Annotated in this window: 14 protein-coding genes; 7 read left to right on the forward strand and 7 right to left on the reverse strand. The window is 69.9% G+C overall.

The window, feature by feature from the left end; genetic code table 11:
• Positions 1 to 104 precede the first annotated feature (104 nt).
• The 3 genes from G6017_RS10275 to G6017_RS10285 form a co-directional block, all read right to left on the reverse strand.
• Positions 105 to 1,175: a 2-dehydropantoate 2-reductase gene (locus tag G6017_RS10275; protein ID WP_182610833.1), complete on the reverse strand. Its 1,071-nt coding sequence runs from the start codon at positions 1,173 to 1,175 to the stop codon at positions 105 to 107.
• A gap of 73 nt (positions 1,176 to 1,248) precedes the next feature.
• Positions 1,249 to 1,923, reverse strand: coding sequence for an SDR family oxidoreductase (locus G6017_RS10280; protein WP_182610834.1), 675 nt, complete (start codon positions 1,921 to 1,923; stop codon positions 1,249 to 1,251).
• 28 nt (positions 1,924 to 1,951) lie between these two features.
• A complete protein-coding gene (locus G6017_RS10285; RefSeq protein WP_259844083.1) occupies positions 1,952 to 2,401 on the reverse strand; it encodes a MarR family transcriptional regulator in 450 nt (149 codons plus the stop codon).
• A gap of 104 nt (positions 2,402 to 2,505) precedes the next feature.
• Here G6017_RS10285 and G6017_RS10290 point away from each other — a divergent pair, with 104 nt between their 5' ends.
• Entirely contained in the window at positions 2,506 to 3,318 is an 813-nt protein-coding gene (locus G6017_RS10290) for an alpha/beta fold hydrolase (RefSeq protein ID WP_182617234.1), read from the forward strand.
• Between the two features lie 93 nt (positions 3,319 to 3,411).
• On the opposite strand, the gene G6017_RS10295 is transcribed toward G6017_RS10290, so the two are convergent.
• On the reverse strand, positions 3,412 to 5,532 hold the full coding sequence (locus G6017_RS10295; protein WP_182617236.1) for a PhoX family protein: 2,121 nt from the start codon (positions 5,530 to 5,532) through the stop codon (positions 3,412 to 3,414).
• A 217-nt stretch (positions 5,533 to 5,749) separates the two neighbouring features.
• Between G6017_RS10295 and G6017_RS10300 the strand changes: the two genes are divergently transcribed.
• The 5 genes from G6017_RS10300 to G6017_RS10320 all read left to right on the forward strand — a co-directional run bounded on the left by G6017_RS10300 (position 5,750) and on the right by G6017_RS10320 (position 10,643).
• On the forward strand, positions 5,750 to 6,805 hold the full coding sequence (locus G6017_RS10300; RefSeq protein WP_095718901.1) for an ABC transporter ATP-binding protein: 1,056 nt from the start codon (positions 5,750 to 5,752) through the stop codon (positions 6,803 to 6,805).
• A gap of 281 nt (positions 6,806 to 7,086) precedes the next feature.
• Positions 7,087 to 8,361 (forward strand): ABC transporter substrate-binding protein, encoded by a 1,275-nt coding sequence (locus G6017_RS10305; protein ID WP_179523949.1) that lies wholly within the window; start codon positions 7,087 to 7,089, stop codon positions 8,359 to 8,361.
• 117 nt (positions 8,362 to 8,478) lie between these two features.
• Positions 8,479 to 9,468, forward strand: a complete 990-nt coding sequence (locus tag G6017_RS10310) for a carbohydrate ABC transporter permease (protein WP_095718899.1) — start codon at positions 8,479 to 8,481, stop codon at positions 9,466 to 9,468.
• Complete coding sequence (locus G6017_RS10315; RefSeq protein ID WP_176475119.1) at positions 9,465 to 10,412, forward strand: carbohydrate ABC transporter permease; 948 nt, start codon at positions 9,465 to 9,467, stop codon at positions 10,410 to 10,412. Before G6017_RS10310 ends, G6017_RS10315 begins: the two co-directional genes overlap by 4 nt.
• 6 nt (positions 10,413 to 10,418) lie before the next feature.
• Positions 10,419 to 10,643: a hypothetical protein gene (locus G6017_RS10320; RefSeq protein ID WP_095718898.1), complete on the forward strand. Its 225-nt coding sequence runs from the start codon at positions 10,419 to 10,421 to the stop codon at positions 10,641 to 10,643.
• A gap of 29 nt (positions 10,644 to 10,672) precedes the next feature.
• Here G6017_RS10320 and G6017_RS10325 read toward each other — a convergent pair whose 3' ends face one another.
• The 3 genes from G6017_RS10325 to G6017_RS10335 form a co-directional block, all read right to left on the reverse strand.
• Positions 10,673 to 11,473: an LLM class F420-dependent oxidoreductase gene (locus tag G6017_RS10325; protein ID WP_182610837.1), complete on the reverse strand. Its 801-nt coding sequence runs from the start codon at positions 11,471 to 11,473 to the stop codon at positions 10,673 to 10,675.
• A 106-nt stretch (positions 11,474 to 11,579) separates the two neighbouring features.
• Positions 11,580 to 12,050 carry a GXWXG domain-containing protein gene (locus G6017_RS10330; RefSeq protein ID WP_179523947.1) on the reverse strand — a complete coding sequence of 157 codons (471 nt, stop codon included), beginning with the start codon at positions 12,048 to 12,050 and terminating at the stop codon, positions 11,580 to 11,582.
• A complete protein-coding gene (locus G6017_RS10335; protein ID WP_095718895.1) occupies positions 12,047 to 13,189 on the reverse strand; it encodes an acyl-CoA dehydrogenase family protein in 1,143 nt (380 codons plus the stop codon). The genes G6017_RS10330 and G6017_RS10335 overlap by 4 nt, the downstream gene beginning before the upstream one ends.
• A 114-nt stretch (positions 13,190 to 13,303) precedes the next feature.
• Here G6017_RS10335 and G6017_RS16790 point away from each other — a divergent pair.
• On the forward strand, positions 13,304 to 13,487 hold a 184-nt coding region (locus G6017_RS16790), incomplete at its 3' end, for an aldehyde dehydrogenase family protein (protein WP_241731469.1).

A 13,487-nucleotide genomic window follows, 5' to 3' on the forward strand; every position in this document is an offset into this window, starting at 1 on the left:
CGGTGGACCGGCATGCAGAGCTCCTGCGGCGCACGTCGTCCTGACGTGTCGGGCCGGGGCCGGGCACCTGCCCCAGAGTTGCCGCCCCGGGGCGACCGCCTGCCCTAGAGTTGCAGCCGCGCCAGCCGTCGTGCGCGTCGCCGCGCCCGCTGGAGTTCCGCGAGAAGTGCCTTGCCGGTCCACTGGCGGCGATCGGGTCCGGCCCGTTCGGCCTCGTGCACCAGCTCGACCATGTGCGCACACGCCGGCGTCTCGACACCGAGGTAGCGACCCATCCGCACCACCTCCCCCTGGAGGATGTCGATCTCGGTCGGTCGGCCCCGGACCAGGTCGTCGTTCATCGACGACGTCCCGTCGGCGTCGACCCGCATGACCGCCCTGGCGAGCCTGCGGAACACCGGGGTGGGCAGCCGCATGACGGCCGGCAGCATGCCGGCGGGTACCGCGATGGGTACCCGGGACACCACTCCGGCGGCGGTGAAGACCCGGTTGGCCTCGGCCTGACAGAGCGCGACGCATCTGCGCAGGTCCCGGTCGAGGAGTTCGGTCCTCAGCGGGAGGCCGGACAACGCCTGGACCGCGTTGTTCATGTTCAGCAGGACCTTGCCGTGCAGTACCGCTTGGATGTCGTCGGTCGCGCGCACCCGGAGATCGGCCTCCTCCATCACGCGCAGGAGCGGGGCGGCGAGGGGATGCTCGGCGATCCGGATCTCCCCGGTGCTGGTCCGACGGTAGGTCGCGGGGCCGGTCCGCGCGACGTTGAAGGGGATGATCCCGGCGATCACCGGTGTGGCGTCCACGCCCTCGCGGATCAGATCGGCCGAGTGCAGACCGTTCTGTAGGCCCACCACCAGGGATCCCGGACGCAGGTACGGGACGAACTCGGCGGTGGCGGAGGCGGTGGAGCCGGCCTTGGTGCACACGAGCACCACGTCCGAGCGTCGGACGGCCACCGGCGTCTCGGCCAGGGTGAGCGCCTCGGCGGGCACGTGGAGGCGGTCCTCCACGCCCTCACCGGACTCCACGGTGAGTCCGACCGCGCGGATCGGGTCGAGGACATGAGGGCGCCCGACCAGCGTCACGTCGGCGTGGCGGGCGAGCCTGCCGCCCAGATAACACCCGACCACGCCCGCACCGATGACGGTGATGCGCAGCGGGGTGTCGGTGCCGACCATGGTGCTGGACGTTACGACATGCGCAGCGGTCCGGCGGTGGGATCGCGCGCGTGCCCACCGGGTCGAGGGGATCTCAGTGGCGCCGGGGTCGCAGAACCACCTCGGTCGGGTGGGCGTCGGGCCCCGAGTCGAGGGCGTGGCGCACCGCGGTGGCCACGGAGTCCGGGCTGAGGTGGGCCGACGGGTCATACTTCCCGCCCTCGGCGGCGACGATCGCCCGCTGCATGTCGGTGTCCACGCGTCCCGGATGGATCGAGGTGACGCGCAGGGCCGGTTCCTCGCCGCGGAGGGTGTCGGTGACGGCGCGCAGCGCGAACTTGGAGGCACTGTAGGAGCCCCAGCCGGGCTTGGCGGTGGTCCCGGCACCGGAGTTGATGACGACGACGTGGCCGCGGGCCGCGCGGAGCGCCGGGAGCAACACCCGGGTGAGCTCGACCACCGCGAGGACGTTGATCTCGAACGCGCGACGCCACTCGGCGGCGTCCGACTCGTCGATCCGCCCGAGGTCGGCCACCCCGGCGCAGTGGACCACCCCGTCGAGGGAGGTGATCCCGTCGGCGACCGATGACACCCCGTCGACCGTCGTCAGATCCGCGGTCACCACCCGGGCGGATCTGCAGGAGCGGGCCACCGACGCCAGTGCGTCGGCGTCGCGGCCCACCAGGATCAGGTCGTGATCCGACTCGAGCGCCCTGGCCGTGGCCGCGCCGATCCCGCGCGAGGCGCCGGTGATCATGACTGTGCCCATGTCCGGTGAGGGTAGACGCCGCGGAGGCTCAGCGGGCGGTCGCGGTCCCGTCGAAGGCGTCCAGGAGTGCGTTGAGGGCGGGGACCGCCGCCGACAGCGTCTCCCGGTGCTCCGGGGACAGGCGGGACAGGTGATCGGCGAAGTCCTGATCGCGCGCCTCGAGCACCTGGTCGATCCGTGCCCGCCCGAGGTCGGTGAGCTCCACGCAGACGCCGCGGCCGTCCGAGTGGTCCCGCACGCGCTCCACGTAGCCCATGCTCTCCACCACGGTCACGGAATTGCTGGTCGTCGGGACCCGGACGTTCTCCAACCGGGCCAGGTCGCTCATCCGCAGCCGCCCGTGGCAGGCGAGCGTGTAGAGGATCGAGGTCTGTGCGCGGCTGAGGGCGTACTGGGTGTTCTGCCGCCGGACCAGAAGGTCCAGCCTGAGGAGGATGGGCCGGAACTCCGTCGCCAGTCCGCTCGTCACAGTGTCCACGCCGTGCCCCCTGACCCGTTCGTCCCCTCGGTCGCATGGGAGATGTAAGCACGTTCCGGGGCGGTTATGGGGCGTCATCCCGGGCCGTGAGGGATACTCTCGGCATGGATTTGTATCACCAGATCACCGGTTCCGGTCCCACGATCATCCTCATGCACGGTGTCTGCCACCGTGCGCACGCGTGGGACTCGGTCGTCCCGCTCCTGGCGGACCGGTTCCGGCTGGTGGTGGTGGACCTGCCCGGACACGGGGAGTCGGCGGATCTCCCCGACGCGGGTGACGTGCTCGAGTACATGATGGACCAATTGACTGAGCTCATCGCGGAGGTCGTGCCGGACGGGGAGCGCCCCCACGTCGTCGGGAACTCGCTCGGCGGCTTCCTCGCACTGGAGCTGGGGGCCCGTGGCCTGGCGAGCAGTGTCACCGCGCTCTCGCCCGCCGGGTTCTTCCGGTCCGACGCCGAGTGGCGCTACACGATGACCGTGTTCCACAGTCTGCGCCGGGCGGCCGGGAAGCTGGGCCGTCACATCCCCGTGGTGACCGAGAGGGCGGCGGGCCGTGCGGTGATGATGGCCGCGTTCTGCGCTCGGCCGTGGCGGTACCCCGCCGAGGCGGCGGCGATCGACGGCGAGGCGATCATCAGCAACACCGTGCTGGACCGGGCGGACCGCAGGACGTTCCTGTTCTCCGCGCCGGTGGACGAGGAGCTGCCGATCACCATCCGGTGGGGCCGGTTCGACCTGGTGCTGCCGGTCCGGCAGGTCTCGCTCGCGTCGAGGTTGTTCCCGCAGGCCCGGATCGAGATCTCGGCAGGCGGGCACGTTCCGATGTCGGACGATCCGGAGGGCGTCGCCGCCTCGATCGCCGCGACCGTCGAGCGCGGGTTGGCGTATGCGGGGGCGACGAGCCGGGTCTGACGGCCCGGGTTCGGCGGCCCGTGTCCGGCGGCCCGGGTCAGGCGGGCCGGGTACGACGACCTGACCCCGCCCCCCGCCCCCGCACACGGACGATCAGGAACCCGACGAGCCCGCCGGGAGTGACCCCGCGGACAGCGACCCCGCGGAGAGCGGCCCGGTCCCGCCGGTGAACCCGTCCCTCCACGCCACGACCGTCGACGGACGTGGCTGCGACGTCCCGCCGTCGGGCCAGTGGGAGGCGGGGTTCTCGATCGAGGCCCCGTCCTTCTCCCCGGGGTGCTGGACGTTGACGATCGCGCGGTCGGCAAAGACGAGCGGACCGCAGGTCTCCGCACCGATCGGCACGGTGAGGAACAGCTTGGTCTCGCCCCGGTTCGGCCCCTCTGTGGCCACCGAGTAGAGCCCGTCGTTGAATCCGAGCGCGTTGCCGTCGGTGGACACCCACAGCCCGCCGGAGGGGTCGAAGGCCACGTTGTCCGGGCAGGAGATCGGGCTGACCTTGGACTTGTCGAAGCCGCCGAAGTAGGTGTCGGCGGCGGCGGGGTCGCCGCACACGAGGAGCAGGTTCCAGCCGAAGGTCGTCCCGGCGTGGTCGTCGGTGATCTCGACGACCTGCCCGTGCTTGTTGTCGTGCCGGGGGTTGGCCTCGTCGACCTGGCCGACGGTGCGGCGGGTGTTGTTGGTCAGCGCCATGTACACCTTGCCGGTCGTGGGGCTGGGTTCGACGTCCTCCGGCCGATCCATCCTGGTGGCCCCGACCGCGTCGCCCGCCATGCGTGTGTACACGGCGACCTGCTCCGCGGTCATGCCGGTGACGTGGGAGACGGCGTTGCCGGCCGCGTCGACGGTCATGAGCGGGATCCAGCCGCCCGTCCCGTCGAACGCGCCGTCCGAGGGGAGCGTGCCCGACCCGTCGATCTCCGACTCCGGGGAGTTGCCGGTGAAGGTGGCCACGTAGAGCGTCCCCTCGTCGAGGATCCTCATGTTCTGGGTCCGCGCCGCCGCGGTCCGTCCCGGCACCATCTTCCGGCTGGAGACGAACTTGTAGAGGTAGTCGAACCGCTCGTCGTCGCCCGAATAGATGACGACGGTCCCGTCGGCGGTCACGTGAACGGTCCCGCCCTCGTGCTTGAACCGCCCGAGCGCCGAGTGCTTGACCGGCGTGGAGTCCGGGTTCCAGGGATCGACCTCGACGATGTAGCCGAAACGGTTGACCTCGTTCGGCTCGGCGGCCAGGTCGAAGCGGCTGTCGAAGCGCTCCCACTTGCGGCCCGACTCACCGACCGCCACGCCGTAGCGACGCAGGGCCTCCACACGCGCCGGGTCGGTCACGGAGCCGGTGGTGCCGAAGTACTGGTTGAAGTTCTCCTCGCCGGACAGGACTGTTCCCCAGGGGGTGTGGCCGCCGGCGCAGTTGTTGAGAGTTCCCAGCACGCGGGTCCCGGTGGGGTCGGCGGTGGTCCGGGTGAGGGGGCCGACGGCCGGGCCCCGCAGCTCGAACGGCGTCGTCGCGGTGATGCGGCGGTTGTAGGACCCCATCACCGGATCGAGTCCGCCGTCGGACGGCCTGCTGGCGAGCTCCACCACCGTCATGCCGTGTGCGGCCCAGGCGATCTCCACCTGCTCGCGGGTCGGGGCGGCGGAGTCGTACCCGCGGAACATCATCGGCTCGGTGGTGTACTCGTGGTTGACGGTGAGCAGGAACCGGTCGTCGCGGTCGTCCATGGGGAACAGGACCGCCAGGTCGCAGTTGAAGCCGTACTGCACCGCCTGCGCGGCGGCCGTCTGGTTCTCGAAGTCGAAGCCGGGCGCCCCGGGGACCACCGGGTCGCCCCAGCGGATCACCACGTCGCTGGAGTGCCCGACGGGCACGGTGACGGCGTCCGCGGTGTTGGGCTCCACGGGGAGGAAACCGGTGTCGAGGGTGCCCCCACCCGTCGACCCGGGTGCCCCGGCCGAGCCCGTGCCGAGGGAACCCTGCGCGGCGACGGAGGCGGGCAGGACCTGGGTGGCCCCCACCGCGAGCGCGACCACGCCCGCCGCCTTGAGCGCCCCCCGGCGGCTGATCTCGGTGGCGACGTCCCCGAAGTACGGGTTGTCGCTCGTGTTGGGGACCGGCGCCGCGCACTGGTCACCGCACTTGTACACACAGGTCAGGTGCTGGCGGTTGGAGATTCCCGGGGTGGCGATCGGAAGCAGACTGCGGACTGACAACGGTTCTCCCTGAGGACGTGTGCGCCCCACACGGGCGCACGAGGACGCTGTGACCCTAGGGAGCGCGGGCGACGGCGCGGGCGTGCTGAGGACACGTGCGGATGAACTGTGGGCGCAGTGCCGGTGAACACCGGTCCCGTGACGCTACAGTCGTCGTGACAACCCTCAATCTCGGATCGTCCGGCACGTTCCTGCCGGTGAAGGGAAGGATCTCTCCATGGCTACGGTGACCTTCGAGAACGTGTCCATCATCTACCCGGGCGCCGCACGGCGCAGTGTGGACCGACTCGATCTGGAGATCGCCGACGGCGAGTTCCTGGTCCTGGTGGGACCGTCGGGCTGCGGGAAGTCCACCACTCTCCGCGCGCTCGCCGGGCTCGAGGACGTCTCGGCCGGACGCATCCTCATCGGTGACAGGGACGTCACCGGGACGGAGCCCAAGGACCGGGACATCGCGATGGTCTTCCAGAACTACGCGCTCTACCCGCACTACACCGTGCGCGAGAACATGGGTTTCGCGCTCAAGCTGGCCAAGGCCTCCAAGAAGGAGATCGCGGAGCGGGTGGACCGCGCCGCGGAGATGCTCGACCTCACGGACTACCTCGACCGCAAGCCCAAGGAACTCTCCGGTGGTCAGCGCCAGCGGGTCGCCATGGGTCGGGCGATCGTGCGCAACCCGCAGGTGTTCCTCATGGACGAGCCGCTGTCGAACCTCGACGCCAAGCTCCGGGTGGCCACCCGCGCCCAGATCGCCAAATTGCAGCGTGACCTGCGCACCACCATGATCTACGTGACCCACGACCAGGTCGAGGCCATGACGATGGGGGATCGGGTGGCGGTGCTCAAGGACGGCATCCTGCAGCAGGTCGACACCCCGCGCGAGCTGTACCACAACCCGGTCAACGCCTTCGTCGCCGGCTTCATCGGATCGCCGTCGATGAACCTCTTCGACGCGCCCGTCTCGGACGGCAGAGTGGACCTGGAGGGTTTCGCGGAAGAGGTCCCGCCGGGGTCCGGACCGAGGGTCACCGTGGGCGTGCGGCCGGAGCACCTGCGGATCGCCGGGGACGGTCACGGGTTGGAGGTGACCGTGGACCTGGTCGAGGAGCTGGGGGCGGACAGCTACCTGCACTGCTCCACCGCGGACGGGCACCCGGTGGTCTACCGGGCCGAATCGGGTGACCACCCGGGTAAGGGCGAGACCATGTTCCTGGCCGCGCTCGACGGCGAGGTCCGCTTCTTCGACGTGGAGACCGGCCTGCGACTGCGGTGACCGGGTGCGCCGAGGCGCGCCACAGGGCTCGATGAGGGCGGCAGTGGCGGACTGCAACATCTGTTGTTGCTAGAGTGTCGCGTGTGATCTGAGTCTCGCGGCCCACGGGCGGCGGTACGGCGGGGAGTCGGCGATGGGACCGTCCATGGTCCGACGCCACAGGCCCCGTGTGGGTTACGCTCAGCGGGACCTCAGAGAGACCCGCGTCACAGTGAGCCCGGGATCACCCGACCGCCGGCACACGTCGGCGGTAGGCGAGACACGACAGTAGGAGAGAGCGCATGGCCGTTCACGGCAGGTTCCTCAAGGCGGCGGCGGCCGCATCCATGGTCGCGGTGCTCACCGCGGCCTGTGGCAACGGTGGTGGTGACGAATCCGACGAGCAGGCGGAGGCCGGCACCTCGGGCGTCGGCCCGATCACCTTCGCGATGGGCAGCAACGACACGGACAAGCTCCGTCCCGTCATCGAGCAGTGGAACGCGGAGAACCCCGACCAGGAGGTCACCCTCCGTGAGCTCCCCGCCGAGCAGGACGGTCAGCGGGACACCCTCACGCAGTCCCTCCAGACCGAGAGCGGCGAGTACGATGTGTTCGCTCTCGACGTCACGGACACCGCGTACTTCGCGGCCAACGGGTGGCTGCAGCCGATCGAGGGCGACACCGAGGTCGACACGTCCGGCCTGATCGAGGCCGCCGTGGACTCCGCGACCTACAACGGCACGCTCTACGGCATCCCGCAGAACACCAACGCCCAGCTGCTGTACTACCGCACGGACCTCCAGCCGGAGGCGCCCGCCAACTGGGACGCACTGGTCGCGTCCTGCGAGGCCGCCGAAGGCGCCGACGTCGACTGCCTGCAGACGCAGCTCAGCCTCTACGAGGGCCTCACCGTCGCCGCCACCCAGTTCATCCACAGCTGGGGCGGTCAGGTCGTGGGTGACGACGGGCAGACCCCGGAGCTCGACACCGATCAGGCACGCGCCGGCCTCACCGCCCTGGTCGACGCCTACCAGAACGGCGTGATCCCCCCGCAGACCGACGCCTTCACGGAGGAGGAGACCGCGCAGGCCTTCCTCGCCGGCGAGACCATGTACTCCTACAACTGGCCGTACATGTACGAGTCGGGCCAGTCCGATCCCACGTCCCAGGTCCAGGGCCGGTTCGAGGTCGCACCCATCGTCGGCCAGGACGGCGCAGGCCGGTCCACCCTCGGCGGCTACAACAACGCCATCAACGTGTTCTCCGAGAACAAGGCCACGGCGCAGGCGTTCCTCGAGTTCATCATCTCCGAGGACGTCCAGATGGGCTTCGCCGAGCAGTCGTTCCCGCCGGTCCTGTCCTCGATCTACGACGACGAGGCGCTGCAGCAGGAGTTCCCGTACATGCCGGCCCTCAAGGCGGCTCTCGAGAACGCCGAGCCGCGCCCGGTCACGCCGTACTACCCGGCGGTGTCCAAGGCGATCCAGGACAACACGTTCGCCGCGCTGCGTGGCGAGAAGAACGTCGAGCAGGCGCTCACCGACATGAGCGCCGCGATCGACCAAGCGGCTCAGTGACACCAGAGTCTGAACAGCAGGTATGACATCACCGCGCTGATGGGCCCCGGGTAGCATTCCCGGGGCCCATCGGCCGTCGTGGTGAGGGCGGGTGCGATCCGATGAGGAGCTGCAGCGATGACGACGAGTGAGAAGTCCCCGGCGCCACTGGTCGAGAAGAGATTCGACTGGCGTCCGGTGTGGATGGTGGGCCCCGCGCTCGCGATCCTCGCGGTGGTGATCGGTTACCCGGTCGTCCGTGCGGTGTACCTGTCCTTCCAGGCCGACCGCGGCCTCGATCCCGCCACGGGGATGTTCTCGGACGGTGGGTTCGCCGGGTTCCAGCACTATCTCTACTGGCTCACCCAGGCGTGCCCGGCCCGGGGCGGCGACGGCACCATCCCCTGCCCGCCCGGTGTCTCGGCCGTCGACTTCTGGCCCGCCATGGGCAACACCCTGTTCTTCACCGTCACCACCGTCTCGCTCGAGACCGTGCTCGGCTTCGCCATGGCGGTGGTCATGGGCAAGAGCATCTGGGGACGCTCGCTCCTGCGCGCGGCGGTCCTCGTGCCGTGGGCGATCCCCACCGCCGTCACCGCCAAGCTCTGGGCGTTCATCTTCGCCCCCAACGGGATCGCCAACACGATGCTGGGCACCAACATCGCCTGGACCACCGACCCGTTCTACGCCCGTATGGCCATCATCATCGCGGACGTGTGGAAGACCGCGCCCTTCATGGCGCTGCTGATCCTCGCCGGGTTGCAGATGATCCCCGGGGACGTCTACGAGGCGGCCCGAGTGGACGGCGCCTCACGGTGGCAGCAGTTCACCAGGATCACGTTGCCGCTGGTCCGGCCGGCCCTGATGGTGGCGATCCTCTTCCGCACCCTCGACGCGCTGCGCATGTACGACCTGCCCGTGATCCTCGTGTCGGCCAACTCCGGCTCGCCCACCGCGACGGTGTCCATGCTGGTGGTCAACGAGATGCGGATGGGCAACTTCAACAGCGCGTCCGCCATATCGACACTGGTGTTCCTGCTGATCTTCGCCGTGGCGTTCGTCATGGTGAAGTTCCTCGGCGCGAATGTCGTCGATGACCGCACCGGCAAGAAGGAGGAGATCCGGTGAGTCACCGAGCGCCTGAACCGTCCACGTCGTCCACCACGCGGCCGCCCACCTCGTCGTCGTCACACCCCGGTCTCCACGATCGGGACAACAACGACGACCTCCGGCCGCCCCGCAAGCCACTCGGCCCGAGGATCGGCACCTACATCGGGGCCCTGCTCATCCTGATCTGGGGGCTCGCGCCGTTCTACTGGATGCTCGTCACCGCGTTCCGCGACAACCGGTTCGTGTTCTCCGCCAGTCCCGTGCCCTCGCACCTCACCCTGGACAACTTCCGTGAGGCACTGGCCACGGACGCGGGCAACAACTTCTTCGGTGCGATCATCAACTCGGTGATCATCAGCTCCATCACCACCGCGCTGGCGCTTCTCTTCGGCGTCTTCACCGCCTATGCGCTCGCGCGGGTGGACTTCCGCGGGAAGTTCCTCGTCACCGGCGTCATCCTGGCCGCGTCGATGTTCCCCGGCGTCGCGCTGGTCACGCCGCTGTTCCAGCTGTTCACCGACATCGGGTGGATCGGCACCTACCAGGCGCTCATCATCCCCAACATCTCGTTCGCGCTGCCCCTGACCATCTACACCCTGACCTCGTTCTTCAACGACCTGCCCTGGGAGCTGGAGGAGGCGGCGCGCGTCGACGGCGCCACCCGCGGCCAGGCGTTCATCAAGATCATCCTGCCGCTCGCCGCGCCGGCGTTGTTCACCACCGCGATCCTGGCGTTCATCATCACGTGGAACGAGTTCCTGCTGTCGCAGCAGCTGTCCAACTCCTCGACCGAGCCGGTCACCGTGGCGATCGCCCGGTTCTCCGGGGTCAACCCCTACATCCCGCCGCACGCGGCGATCATGGCGGCGGGTGCGCTCGTCACCGTCCCGCTGGTGATCATGGTGCTGATCTTCCAGCGACGGATCATCTCCGGCCTCACCGCCGGCGGTCTGAAGAGCTGACCGGTCGTGGCTCGGAGCGGCGGGGACGCGCTCGGGACCCGGCAGCGGCTGGAGGTCCTGGGCGGGTTCGTCGGGTTCTTCACCGTCCTCGCGCTGGTCAACGCGGTCGGCCTGATCGTGGTCGGGCGCCCGTCGATCCTCGCCTCGTTCGTGCTGGTGCTCATGCTCGCGGCGTCCGGTTACACCTTCCGCGTGTGGCGCCGGGCCGACCGCGCCGTCAACCGCGGCTGAGTCCGCCCCTCAGCGACGGAGCCGGGCCGTTAGCGGCCGTCGCGCCAGGCCACCAGCGACTCCACCAGATCCAAGGGGTAGTCGGGCCCGTTCAGGCCCACGGTGAACAGCGTGACGCCCTCGGCCAGCAGGGCGTCCGCCGAGCGCCGCGCGTCGTCGGCGGAGGCGGCGCCGCCGATCTCGGTGGAGCGCTCGATCTCAGCCGGGTCCCGACCGACGTCGGCGCAGTGCCCGGCCAGCACCCCGGACTTGTGGCGGTAGGTCTCCACGTCCACGAACGAGTGCCAGATGTCGGCGTGACGGGCCACGTGCTTCAGGGTCTTGCGCTCGCCCCCGCCGCCGAGGAGCACCGGGATGTGCCGGGTCGGGGGAGGGGTGAGCGTGGCGAAGCGACGGTCGATCCGCTCGAGCGAGTCGCCGAGGTCGTCGAGACGCGACCCCTTGGTCCCGAAGTCGTACACGTACTCGGCGTAGTCCCGCTCGAACCACCCGCTGCCCAGGCCCAGGATCAGGCGGCCGCCCGAGATGTGGTCGACGGTGCGGGCCATGTCCGCCAACAGGTCCGGGTTCCGGTAGCTGTTGCAGGTGACCAGCGCGCCGATCTCGACCCGCTCGGTCTGCTCGGCCCAGGCGGCGAGCATGGTCCAGCACTCGAAGTGCGCGCCGTCGGGGTCGCCGTAGAGCGGAAAGAAGTGGTCCCAGTTGAACACCACGTCGACGCCCGCGTCCTCGGACCGGCGGACGGCATCGCGCAGGAGACCGTAGTCGGGCGCGTGCTGCGGTTGGAGTTGGACGGCGATGCGGACCGGGCGGTCGGTGTTCGGGGTCATGCGCCCAGTCTGGTCCGTATCGCCGCCCGGCGCACCCGACCCGCGATGTCGCCGGGTGCACACGAGTCGCGCACCCGGGCGCGGGTCGGATACACCCCGGCCCTCGCTACCGCTCGCGTTCGAGGAGGAACCAGAAGTGCTCGCCCTCGTGGAGGGTCCCCCGGCCGTTCATCACGGCCAGGAGGGTGTCGGGGTCGACGACGGCGAAGTGGTCGATCACCGGCAGCCGGTCGTACACCATGGAGGCGCACGGGCGGCCGCGGAACGAGACCTCCCAGAGCGAGGCGCCGCCCCCGCCGGTCGCGGAGGTGTCCGGGACGACCGCCCCGGACTCGTCGGTGACCAGGATCGGGTCCACCTTCCGCGGGTCGGTGAAGTCCTTGCCCCACCAGCGCATCTGCCCGAGCATCGCGAACATCGGGTGCCCGGTGTCGAGGCCGGTGCCCTTCCACCGGGTCCCGGCGATCTCGTCGATCCCGGCGGGCTCCAGTGAGTCCCACAGTGCCGTCACCCTGTCGGTGGGGACGGTCTCCAGGGCCCGGATCGCGGCCAGCTCGTCGGTGTGCGGCGCGCTCACAGCCCGTACGTCTTCCCGATGATGTCGCGCTGGACCTCGTTGGTGCCGCCGTAGATGGTGGACACCACGGCCTGGCGGACGAGGCGCTCCATGCCGTACTCGGTGGCGTAGCCGTAACCGCCCATGGACTGCATGCACTCGAGGGTGACCCGCTTGCTCAGCTCGGAGGCCTTGAGCTTGGCCATGGAGGCCTCGCGCGGGAAGAGTGCCTGGGGGTCGGACTCGTCGATCTTCCTGGCCACGGCGTAGACCAGCAGGCGGGTGGCCTCGATCTCGGTCGCCAGGTCCGCCATCCGGTGCCGGATGACCTGGAACGTGCCGACGGGGCGGCCGAACTGCTCCCGCTCGCGGATGAACGTCAGGCAGTCGTCGAAGGCGCGCTGGGCCACGCCGAGCTGCATGGCGGCCAGGATGAGCCGCTCGGTGTTCAGGCCGGTCATGAGCTGCTTCCAGCCGCCGCCGACCTCGCCGATCACCGAGTCGGCGGGCAGGCGGACGTCCGTGAAGTACAGGTCGTTGACCTCCTTGCCGCCCATGGTCTCGATGCCGGTGATCTGCAGGCCCTCGATGTCGGCCGGCACGTCGAACATGGTGATGCCCTCGTGCTTGGCGCCGGACGAGTCGGTCCGCGCGACAAGGAGGATCCTGTCGGCGAAGTGGGCGTTGGAGCACCAGGTCTTCTGGCCGGTGATCACCCAGTCGTCGCCGTCGCGGACGGCCTTGCAGCGCAGCGCCGCGACGTCCGACCCGGCGCCGGGTTCGGACATCGAGATGGACAGGGTCCCGCCCTTGACGACCAGGTCGAGCGCGCGTCTGCGCTGCTCCTCGGAGCCGAACTTCTGGTAGGCGGCACCGGTGATGAGGGTCGGGCCGATGCCACCGATGGGGGCGAGGCCGCGCAGCGAGTGCTCGAGCAGCAGGCACAGCTCCACGGCTCCGGCGTCGGCGCCGCCGTACTCCTCCGGGACGGTCAGCCCCAGCCAGCCGAGCTCGGCCATCTTGGCGTAGATCTCGGGCGAGTGGGTGCCGCCCTCGGTGGTGAGCTCCCGCCGCTTCTCGGCGCTTCCGACCTCGCGCGCGCAGAAGTCGTCGATGGACCTGGCGAAGTCCCGCTGTTCTTCGGTGAGGATGTCGAACACGTCTGGCCTCGGTTTTCTGTCAGGGGGTGACGGTGGCGGGCACAGTCGACTACTGTGGCCCGTATCACGGACGGTACATCAAATATATGTGATCGGAAACTGGAGGGAACCCGAATGACGACCACCGAACCCAGCAAGACCGGCCCCACGCTCGCGAGCCTGGATCCCCGCGACGGCACGGTCCTGGCGGAGTACCCGATCGCCGGACCCGAGGAGGTGGCGCTCGCCGTCGAGCGTGCGCGCGCCGCCGCCCGCTGGTGGGCCGCCCAGGGTCCGCGCGGTCGTCGGGAGTGGCTGA

The organism is Dietzia sp. B44 (assembly GCF_014145245.1).
In the GTDB taxonomy this organism is placed as follows: Bacteria; Actinomycetota; Actinomycetes; order Mycobacteriales; family Mycobacteriaceae; genus Dietzia; species Dietzia natronolimnaea.

Bases quoted from the DNA above. Each gene is read 5' to 3' on its own strand.
- G6017_RS10305 (WP_179523949.1), top strand. From the start codon at position 7,087: ATGGCCGTTCACGGCAGGTTCCTCAAGGCGGCGGCGGCCGCATCCATG.
- G6017_RS10275 (WP_182610833.1), bottom strand. From the start codon at position 1,175: ATGGTCGGCACCGACACCCCGCTGCGCATCACCGTCATCGGTGCGGGC.
- G6017_RS10280 (WP_182610834.1), bottom strand. From the start codon at position 1,923: ATGGGCACAGTCATGATCACCGGCGCCTCGCGCGGGATCGGCGCGGCC.
- G6017_RS10290 (WP_182617234.1), top strand. From the start codon at position 2,506: ATGGATTTGTATCACCAGATCACCGGTTCCGGTCCCACGATCATCCTC.
- G6017_RS10300 (WP_095718901.1), top strand. From the start codon at position 5,750: ATGGCTACGGTGACCTTCGAGAACGTGTCCATCATCTACCCGGGCGCC.
- G6017_RS10310 (WP_095718899.1), top strand. From the start codon at position 8,479: ATGACGACGAGTGAGAAGTCCCCGGCGCCACTGGTCGAGAAGAGATTC.
- G6017_RS10325 (WP_182610837.1), bottom strand. From the start codon at position 11,473: ATGACCCCGAACACCGACCGCCCGGTCCGCATCGCCGTCCAACTCCAA.